The organism is Streptomyces sp. NPDC028308, assembly GCF_055565855.1.
In genome coordinates this window covers 199,692-207,481 of the sequence record NZ_JBVHTO010000006.1, presented here as the reverse complement: position 1 = coordinate 207,481, position 7,790 = coordinate 199,692, and the positions used below count along the sequence as shown (strand labels likewise).

Sequence of the window (7,790 nt, the reverse complement as noted above, 5' to 3'; positions counted from 1 at the left end):
GCCTCTGGGTCCAGGGGCGGGGGCCCCTGGGTCTAGGGCCCGCCGGTCGCGGGGGGCGGGGCCGGCGGGTACGGGGGCGCGCCGGCCCGGTCGCGACCGTCCGGCACCCGCGGCCCGCTCGTCCGGTGCTTAAGCGGCCTTCGCCTTCGTGGCGTACATGTCGACGTACTCCTGGCCGGAGAGGCGCATGACCTCGGTCATCACCGAGTCGGTGACGGCCCGCAGCACGTAGCGGTCGCGGTCCATGCCCTCGTACCGGGAGAACTCCATCGCCTCACCGAAGCGGACCGTGACCCGGCCCGGGCGCGGGATGCCGGCGCCGCCGGGCTGGAGCTTGTCGGTGCCGATCATCGCGAACGGGACGACCGGGGCGCCCGTCATCAGGGTGAGCCGGGCGATGCCGGTGCGGCCCCGGTAGAGACGGCCGTCGGGGGAGCGGGTGCCCTCGGGGTAGATGCCGAAGACCTTGCCCTCCTCCAGGATGCGGCGGCCGGTCATCAGCGCCGCGACGCCGCCGTTCGCGCCGTCCCGGTCCACCGGGATCATGCCGACGCCGGTGAAGAACCAGGCCATCAGGCGACCCTTGAAGCCCTTGCCGGTGACGTACTCGTCCTTGCCGATGAACAGCACCTGCCGGTCGCAGACCAGCGGGAGGATCATCGAGTCGATGAACGTGAGGTGGTTGCCGGCCAGGATGACGGGACCGTCGCCGGGAATGTGCTCCACGCCCTCCACCCGTGGGCGGAACATCAGGCGCATGATCGGTCCGAGCACTGCCTTGATGAGCACGAAGCGGGACAACGGGCCCTCCGGTGTCAAGGGATCGGTATGAAGTATGTGCAGGTGAGGACGATACTCGCGGGCGCCCGGTGATTGCACATCGGGTTCACCGAGCGGATACGCGATGTTGACATGCGTTCACCTGCGGTGGCGTCCCGCGCGGCCGCCGCCGCGCCGGGGAAACATGTGACGGACGTCGCGGACGTACCGCCTGTCGGGTGACGTCCGGGACCGCCGCCGACCGGGTACCCGGACCCGCGCCCCCCAACCGGGCGAAACGCCAACTCGCGGACCCCACAGGACATCCAGCGTCACCCACGTGTTCCGTCCGAGGTCTCCCTCCCGTCACCCGCGGGCACCTACGATCGTCCCGCTTTGACAGGTGCAGGGCGGTACGGCGGGAGGAGCGCTCATGGGGACGCAGGAGACGGGCGAGCAGGGACGGGGTACGGCGCGGCGGGCACTGCTCGGCGCGGCGGTGCTCGGCGCGGGCGGAGCGGTCCTCGGGCTGCCCGGCGCGGCCAGAGCCGACGGGCGGCACGGCGGCGGCTACCGGAGCCTGCCGACGCCGACCGTCATCGGGCACCGCGGGGCCAGCGGCTACCGGCCGGAGCACACCTTCGGCTCGTACGAGCTGGCCCTCGACATGGGTGCGGACGTCGTGGAGGCGGGCGACCTCGTGCCCACCAAGGACGGCCACCTGGTGTGCCGGCACGAACCGGAGATCGGCGGCACCACCGACGTCGCCGCGCACCCCGAGTTCGCCGACCGCAAGACCACCAAGTCGCTCGACGGGGTCGCCACCACCGGCTGGTTCACCGAGGACTTCACGCTCGCCGAGCTGAAGACACTGCGCGCGGTCGAGCGCATCCCCGGCACCCGCCAGCGCAACACGATCTACAACGGCCGCTGGGAGATCCCCACCTTCGAGGAGGTGCTGCGCTGGCAGGACGAGCAGACCCGCAAGCGCGGCAAGCAGGTCTGGATCTACCCCGAGCTCAAGCACCCCACCTACTTCCGCAAGCTCGGCCTCGGCACCGAGGAGCGGCTCGCCCGGCTGCTGCGCAAGCACGGCAAGGACAAGAAGAACTCGCCGGTCATCATCCAGTCCTTCGAGCCCACCAGCATCCAGCGCATGGACAAGCTGGTCGGCAACCCGCTCGCCGTGCTCCTCTCCAGCGCCGGCAGCCGCCCCTACGACTTCGTCGAGTCCGGCGACCCGCGCACCGTCGCCGACCTCGTCAAGCCCGCCGGCCTGGAGTGGATCGCGTCGTACGCCCAGGGAATCGGCCCCACGCTCGACCTGATCATCCCGAAGGACGCGAGCGGCAACCTCACCACGCCGACCACGCTCGTCGACGACGCGCACGAGGCGGGCCTGATCCTGCACCCGTACACGATGCGCAACGAGAACACCTTCCTGCCCGCGAACTTCCGCAAGGGCACCGACCCGAACGCCTACGGCGACGCGTTCGGCGCCTTCCGGGCCTACTTCGCGACCGGCATCGACGGCGTCTTCTCCGACAACCCGGACACCGCGCTGCTCGCCCGCGAGGACTTCGTCAACGGCTGAGCCACCGACCCCGGATGGGGTGACACCCGGCCGCCCCGGCAACCACTCGCCGGGGCGGCGGCGTCGTGCCGCATATGACATCGGACATGGTTGCCACGCTGCGCCCGCTGCTCGCGGCCGAGGCCTCGGCGGAGGCATATGCGTCGGGCGCGGAACCCGGCGACCTGGAACAGGCGGTCTGGCTCCGCCTCCTGGAGCGCCTCGACACGGACGGACCGCCCCTGGACCCGCAGGGCTGGCTGCGCCGCGCCGTGCGCTCCGAGGCCCGCCGCAGCCGCCGTACGAGCCGCCTCGAACGGCCGTACGGCGCCGAGCCGGCCGAGGACCGGCGGCCGGGCCCGGAGCAGGTGGCCCTCACCGCCGCCCGCCACCGCGCCCTGCACGACGCGGTGCGGCGCCTGCCCGGCCGCTGCCCGCGCCTCCTGGCGGCGCTGCTCTCGCCCAAGGACCTGACCTACCAGGAGATCGCAGGCGAGTTGGGTATCTCACAGGGCAGCCTGGGCCCGGAACGTTCCAGATGCCTGGGATGTCTGCGTCGATTGCTCACACCGGAGGTTGCGGCTCTCGAAGCGCGGGGATAGGAGTGGGGGACAACCGGTAAACAGGTGAGCGGGAGGCATGCACACATGGGCATGAGCGTGACCATCTCGGGGGCGACCGAGCAGGACGCCGAACAGATCCTCAAGCTGCAGTACCTCTGCTACCAGAGCGAGGCCGAGCTGTACGGCGACTACAGCATCGAACCCCTCACCCAGCCGCTGGACTCCCTGAGGGCCGAACTGGCCCAGGGCACGGTCCTGGTGGCCCGGCTCGGCGACGAGGTGGTCGCCTCCGTGCGCGGCGTCGTCGACGCCGACGGCACGGCGCGCATCGCCAAGCTCATCGTCCACCCGCGCATGCGGCGCCACGGCCTGGGCGGACGCCTGCTCTCCGCCATCGAGGCACGTCTGGGCGCGGACGGAGCCGCCAAGTCCTACCAGCTGTTCACCGGTCACCGCAGCGAGCACAACCTGCGCCTGTACCGGAAGCACGGCTACGCCCCGGTCTCCCGGGAGCGGGTCGACGAGCGCCTCACCCTGGTCACCCTCGCGAAGGGCGCAGACGCGAGCGCCTTCGTCACGAGCGCCTAGCGGTTCGCCCGCGCCGGGCGCCGTCCGTCACGGGCGGTGCCCGGGGCTCCGGATGCCCGTGCGTCGACGGCGGTCAGACGTCGGTGCGGGCCCGGCGGAGCCAGTACATCGCCGTCACCGGCAGCAGCACCGGGATGAAGAGGTAGCCCATCCCGTAGTCGGACCAGACCGTCGCGTCCGGGAACGCGGACGGCTCGACCAGCGTCCAGGTGCCGACGATCAGGACGCCCGCCAGCTCGGCGGCGCAGCACACCAGCGCCGCCCGGCGGGCCGTCTCGCCGCCCCGCACGAGCGAGTACGTGATGAAGCCGTACACCAGCCCGGCGACGGCCGACAGCGAGTAGGCCAGCGGGGCCTTGTCGAACTCCGTCGAGATCTGCACCGCCGACCGCGACACCGCCCCGACGACCATCACGCCGTACAGCCAGACCAGCAGCATGCCCGGCCCGCGGATCAGCCGGACCCGCTTCCCGCCCGGTGCCGGGTCCTGCCCGCGCACGCTCCCGTGCTCGTCGGCGGCCGCCATCTCAGCCTCCCCAGATGTCGTAGAGCCGTACCTCGAGGACGGCGAGGACCGCGCCGCCGGCGGCGACCGTGACCGAGCCCCAGCGGGTGCGCTCCGCCAGCGACATGAACCCCGCGGCCGGCACGCACGCCACGGCACCCAGCAGATACGCCACGAAGATCGTCGTGCCCTGCTCCGGCTTCTCGCCGCGCGAGAGCTGGACGACGCCGACAACCAACTGCACCAGGGCCAGCAGCGACACCACGGCCATGCCGATGAAGTGCCAGTCCTTGGTCGGCTGGTCGCGGTAGGCGGCCCAGCCGCACCAGGCGGCGAGCACGAGCGCGGCGACGGCGGTCGAGACCGTCAGGGCATCAAGCATGCCGTGACCCTATTACGCACCAAAAGGCCCGCCGCGCCCGCCCCCGGCGAGGCCCGGGCGGGCGCGGCGCACCGGCGGGAGCCGCCGTGGTGTTGACCACAGCCGACGGAGGCCGGGCCCGGCGCTCCCGGCACGGCACGCGCCGCTCCGCCCCGTCCCCGCTGGTCACGCGCGGGAGAACGGAGGGGCGCCGCGCGCGGGACCACCGTCCACGGCTGTCCGCTATTCGGACAGGGGTGCCGGTACCCGTCCGTACGTCTGCTTTACTGATCCCATGACCACGACGAGCAGCCGCATCCTTGCGACCGAGGCGACCACGACGCCCGGTGCTCGTTGTATGTGTCGAATGTGCGCCTTCTGAGGGCCCCCGCACCACCCCTGAGCCTCGCGCCCCGAAGCGAGACAGCTGTGCCCTGTCCGTAGTCCCTGCGTGACGGAGCCGGCCCCCGCGCACACGTTCTCCCCGGTTCGCTCGCCATCGCGAGAACCGTGCCGCGTTCCCGACCGAATGCACCCGTGCCGGGGCACACCCACGCCCTGCACTCGACAGTGACGGAAACCCAGTGATCACGACAACGGGCCTGACCAAGGTCTACCGCTCGCGCGGCCGTGAGGTGACCGCCCTCGACGGCGTCGATCTGCACGTACGCGAAGGCGAGGTGTACGGCGTCATCGGCCAGTCCGGCGCCGGCAAGTCCTCCCTCATCCGCTGCGTCAACCTCCTGGAGCGCCCCACGGCCGGCACGGTGAGCGTCGCCGGACAGGACCTCACCGCCCTCGCCGGACGCGGCCCGCGCGCCGGCCGGGAACTGCGCAGGGCGCGCAGCCACATCGGCATGGTGTTCCAGCACTTCAACCTGCTGTCCTCGCGCACCGTCCAGGACAACGTCGAACTGCCCCTGGAGATCCTCGGCGTCTCCGGCCGGGAGCGGGCGCGCAAGGCACTCGAACTGCTCGACCTGGTCGGCCTCTCCGACAAGGCGAAGACCTATCCGGCTCAGCTCTCCGGCGGACAGAAGCAGCGGGTCGGCATCGCCCGCGCCCTGGCCGGCGACCCGAAGGTGCTCCTCTCCGACGAGGCCACCAGCGCCCTGGACCCCGAGACCACGCGGTCCATCCTCCAGCTGCTGCGCGACCTGAACCGGCAGCTGGGCCTGACCGTCCTGCTCATCACCCACGAGATGGACGTCGTGAAGAGCATCTGCGACTCGGCCGCCCTCATGCAGGACGGCAGGATCGTCGAGTCCGGCACCGTCCCGGAACTGCTCGCCACCCCCGGCTCCGAACTGGCCGCCGCGCTCTTCCCGGTGAGCGGCGACGCCTCCGCCGACGACCGCACCGTCATCGACGTCACCTTCCACGGTGAGGCCGCCACCCAGCCGGTCATCTCCCAGCTCTCGCGCACCTACAACATCGACATCTCGATCCTCGGCGCCGCGATGGACACCGTCGCGGGCAAGCAGGTCGGCCGGATGCGCATCGAACTCCCCGGCCCCTACGAGGAGAACGTCGTGCCGATCGGCTTCCTGCGCGAGCAGGGACTGCAGATCGATCTCGTCGGCCGGGCGGCCCAGCAGTCCGCGTTCGTGAAGGAAGGTGCCAAGTGACCTGGTCGGAGATGCAGCCCCTGCTGTCCCAGGCGTGTTGGGACACGCTCTACATGGTGGGCTGGTCCACGCTGATCGCGGTCGTCGGCGGACTGCCGCTCGGCCTCCTGCTGGTCCTCACCGACCGCGGCGGACTGCTGCAGAACGTCGTGGCCAACAAGGTGATCGGGCAGGTCGTGAACATCGCCCGCTCGATGCCGTTCATCATCCTGATGGTCGCGCTGATGAGCTTCACCCGCACCATCACCGGCACGACCATCGGGCGGGAGGCGGCGATCGTGCCGCTCGCCATCGGCGCCATCCCCTTCTACGCGCGGCTCGTCGAGATGTCCGTCCGCGAGGTGGACGACGGGCTGGTCGAGGCCGTCCAGTCGATGGGCGGCAGCACCTGGAAGACCGTACGCAGCGTCCTCGTGCCCGAGGCCCTGCCGTCGCTGATCTCCGGCGCCACCACCACGGTCATCGCGCTCATCGGCTACTCCGCCATGGCGGGCACGGTCGGCGCCGGCGGACTCGGCGACATCGCCATCCGCTACGGCTACCAGCGCTTCGAGACCGGCCTGATGTGGATCACCGTCGCGGTGCTCGCCGTCGCGATCTCCTTCCTCCAGTTCGGCGGCGACTTCGCCGCGCGGGCCCTGCACCGCCGGGGCGCCAAGTCCGGCCCCCTGCTGCTCTTCCGCCCCTTCGGCGGCGCCCTCCCCGCCACGGTCGCGACCGACGCCGTCAAGAAGGGCTGACCCCAGACTCCCCGTCCCACCCAGACGGGGCCGCTTCACCCATAAGGAAAGGCACTTTTCGTGCGTAACACCGCCAAGATCACCACTGCCGTCCTCGCCGCCGGAGCCCTCACCCTCGGCCTCAGCGCCTGCGGTTCGGACAAGGACTCCGCCTCCGACACCAGCGGTCCGCTGGTCGTCGCCGCGAGCCCCGTCCCGCACGCCGAGATACTCGACTTCGTCCAGAAGAACCTGGCGAAGAAGGCGGGCCTCGACCTGGAGGTCAAGGAGTTCACCGACTACGTCACGCCGAACACGGCGACCGAGGACGGGTCCGTGGGCGCCAACTACTTCCAGAACCAGCCCTACCTCGACGACTTCAACAAGAAGAAGGGCACCCACATCGTGCCCGTCGTCACGGTGCACCTGGAGCCGCTCGGCCTGTACTCGCACAAGGTCAAGAAGGCCGACGACCTCAAGAGCGGCGCGACGGTCGCCGTCCCGAACGACACCGTCAACGAGGCGCGCGCGCTCAAGCTCCTCGACGCCAACGGCATCATCACGCTCAAGGACGGCGTGGGCAACGAGGCGACCCCGGGCGACATCGTCAAGAACCCGAAGAACCTCAAGTTCAAGGAGCTGGAGGCGGCCCAGACGCCCCGCTCCCTCGACGACGTCGACGCCGCGGTGATCAACGGCAACTACGCCATCGAGTCCGACCTCAAGCCCGCCGAGGACGCCCTCGTCCTGGAGTCCGCCAAGGACAACCCGTACGGCAACTTCCTCGCCGTGAAGAAGGGCAACGAGGACGACCCGCGCGTCAAGAAGCTCGCCAAGCTCCTCACCTCGCCCGAGGTGAAGAAGTTCATCAAGGACAAGTACGCCGGTTCCGTCCTGGCGTCCTTCTGACCGTCCTGCCGCGCCGCGACGAGGAGTCCGCGGGGCGCGAACCTTCTCGCGCCTTCCGCCGAGGGGCAGTTCGCCGGGGAACGGACGAGGTCCCGTCCCGCCGGTGAGCACCGCCGGACGCCCTCGTCACCGCACGGGGTCCACTCTTCACCGGGAGTGGACCCCGTAGTGCGTTCCGGTGCTTC

At 70.9% G+C, this 7,790-nt stretch carries 9 protein-coding genes; 6 read left to right on the top strand and 3 right to left on the bottom strand.

Annotation, left to right across the window (positions count from 1 at the left end):
* Positions 1-129: 129 nt before the first annotated feature.
* The gene (locus ACZ4VA_RS15410; protein WP_356242272.1) at positions 130-759 is read right to left on the bottom strand and encodes a lysophospholipid acyltransferase family protein; all 630 of its coding nucleotides are present in this window, start codon (positions 757-759) and stop codon (positions 130-132) included.
* Between the two features lie 433 nt (positions 760-1,192).
* On the opposite strand from ACZ4VA_RS15410, the gene ACZ4VA_RS15405 reads away from it, so the two are divergent.
* From ACZ4VA_RS15405 to ACZ4VA_RS15395, 3 genes are all read left to right on the top strand, one after another.
* Positions 1,193-2,353, top strand: coding sequence for a glycerophosphodiester phosphodiesterase (locus tag ACZ4VA_RS15405; RefSeq protein ID WP_468081642.1), 1,161 nt, complete (start codon positions 1,193-1,195; stop codon positions 2,351-2,353).
* Between the two features lie 74 nt (positions 2,354-2,427).
* Positions 2,428-2,934, top strand: a complete 507-nt coding sequence (locus tag ACZ4VA_RS15400) for a sigma-70 family RNA polymerase sigma factor (RefSeq protein WP_388906962.1) — start codon at positions 2,428-2,430, stop codon at positions 2,932-2,934.
* A 45-nt stretch (positions 2,935-2,979) separates the two neighbouring features.
* Positions 2,980-3,483 (top strand): GNAT family N-acetyltransferase, encoded by a 504-nt coding sequence (locus ACZ4VA_RS15395; RefSeq protein ID WP_355796069.1) that lies wholly within the window; start codon positions 2,980-2,982, stop codon positions 3,481-3,483.
* Positions 3,484-3,556: 73 nt separating this feature from the next.
* On the opposite strand, the gene ACZ4VA_RS15390 is transcribed toward ACZ4VA_RS15395, so the two are convergent.
* Both ACZ4VA_RS15390 and ACZ4VA_RS15385 read right to left on the bottom strand, forming a co-directional pair.
* A complete protein-coding gene (locus tag ACZ4VA_RS15390; RefSeq protein WP_388906959.1) occupies positions 3,557-4,009 on the bottom strand; it encodes a hypothetical protein in 453 nt (150 codons plus the stop codon).
* A 1-nt stretch (position 4,010) separates the two neighbouring features.
* The gene (locus ACZ4VA_RS15385; protein ID WP_356166657.1) at positions 4,011-4,370 is read right to left on the bottom strand and encodes a hypothetical protein; all 360 of its coding nucleotides are present in this window, start codon (positions 4,368-4,370) and stop codon (positions 4,011-4,013) included.
* A 563-nt stretch (positions 4,371-4,933) separates the two neighbouring features.
* Between ACZ4VA_RS15385 and ACZ4VA_RS15380 the strand changes: the two genes are divergently transcribed.
* The 3 genes from ACZ4VA_RS15380 to ACZ4VA_RS15370 are packed head-to-tail and all read left to right on the top strand — an operon-like array spanning position 4,934 to position 7,605.
* The gene (locus ACZ4VA_RS15380; protein WP_355782189.1) at positions 4,934-5,977 is read left to right on the top strand and encodes a methionine ABC transporter ATP-binding protein; all 1,044 of its coding nucleotides are present in this window, start codon (positions 4,934-4,936) and stop codon (positions 5,975-5,977) included.
* Complete coding sequence (locus ACZ4VA_RS15375; RefSeq protein WP_356166654.1) at positions 5,974-6,717, top strand: methionine ABC transporter permease; 744 nt, start codon at positions 5,974-5,976, stop codon at positions 6,715-6,717. Before ACZ4VA_RS15380 ends, ACZ4VA_RS15375 begins: the two co-directional genes overlap by 4 nt.
* A 60-nt stretch (positions 6,718-6,777) precedes the next feature.
* The gene (locus tag ACZ4VA_RS15370) at positions 6,778-7,605 is read left to right on the top strand and encodes a MetQ/NlpA family ABC transporter substrate-binding protein (RefSeq protein WP_468081637.1); all 828 of its coding nucleotides are present in this window, start codon (positions 6,778-6,780) and stop codon (positions 7,603-7,605) included.
* Positions 7,606-7,790: the final 185 nt, after the last annotated feature.

Coding starts and splice junctions, on each gene's coding strand:
- ACZ4VA_RS15395 (WP_355796069.1), top strand. CDS start 2,980: ATGGGCATGAGCGTGACCATCTCGGGGGCGACCGAGCAGGACGCCGAA.
- ACZ4VA_RS15385 (WP_356166657.1), bottom strand. CDS start 4,370: ATGCTTGATGCCCTGACGGTCTCGACCGCCGTCGCCGCGCTCGTGCTC.
- ACZ4VA_RS15390 (WP_388906959.1), bottom strand. CDS start 4,009: ATGGCGGCCGCCGACGAGCACGGGAGCGTGCGCGGGCAGGACCCGGCA.
- ACZ4VA_RS15410 (WP_356242272.1), bottom strand. CDS start 759: ATGCGCCTGATGTTCCGCCCACGGGTGGAGGGCGTGGAGCACATTCCC.
- ACZ4VA_RS15400 (WP_388906962.1), top strand. CDS start 2,428: ATGACATCGGACATGGTTGCCACGCTGCGCCCGCTGCTCGCGGCCGAG.
- ACZ4VA_RS15405 (WP_468081642.1), top strand. CDS start 1,193: ATGGGGACGCAGGAGACGGGCGAGCAGGGACGGGGTACGGCGCGGCGG.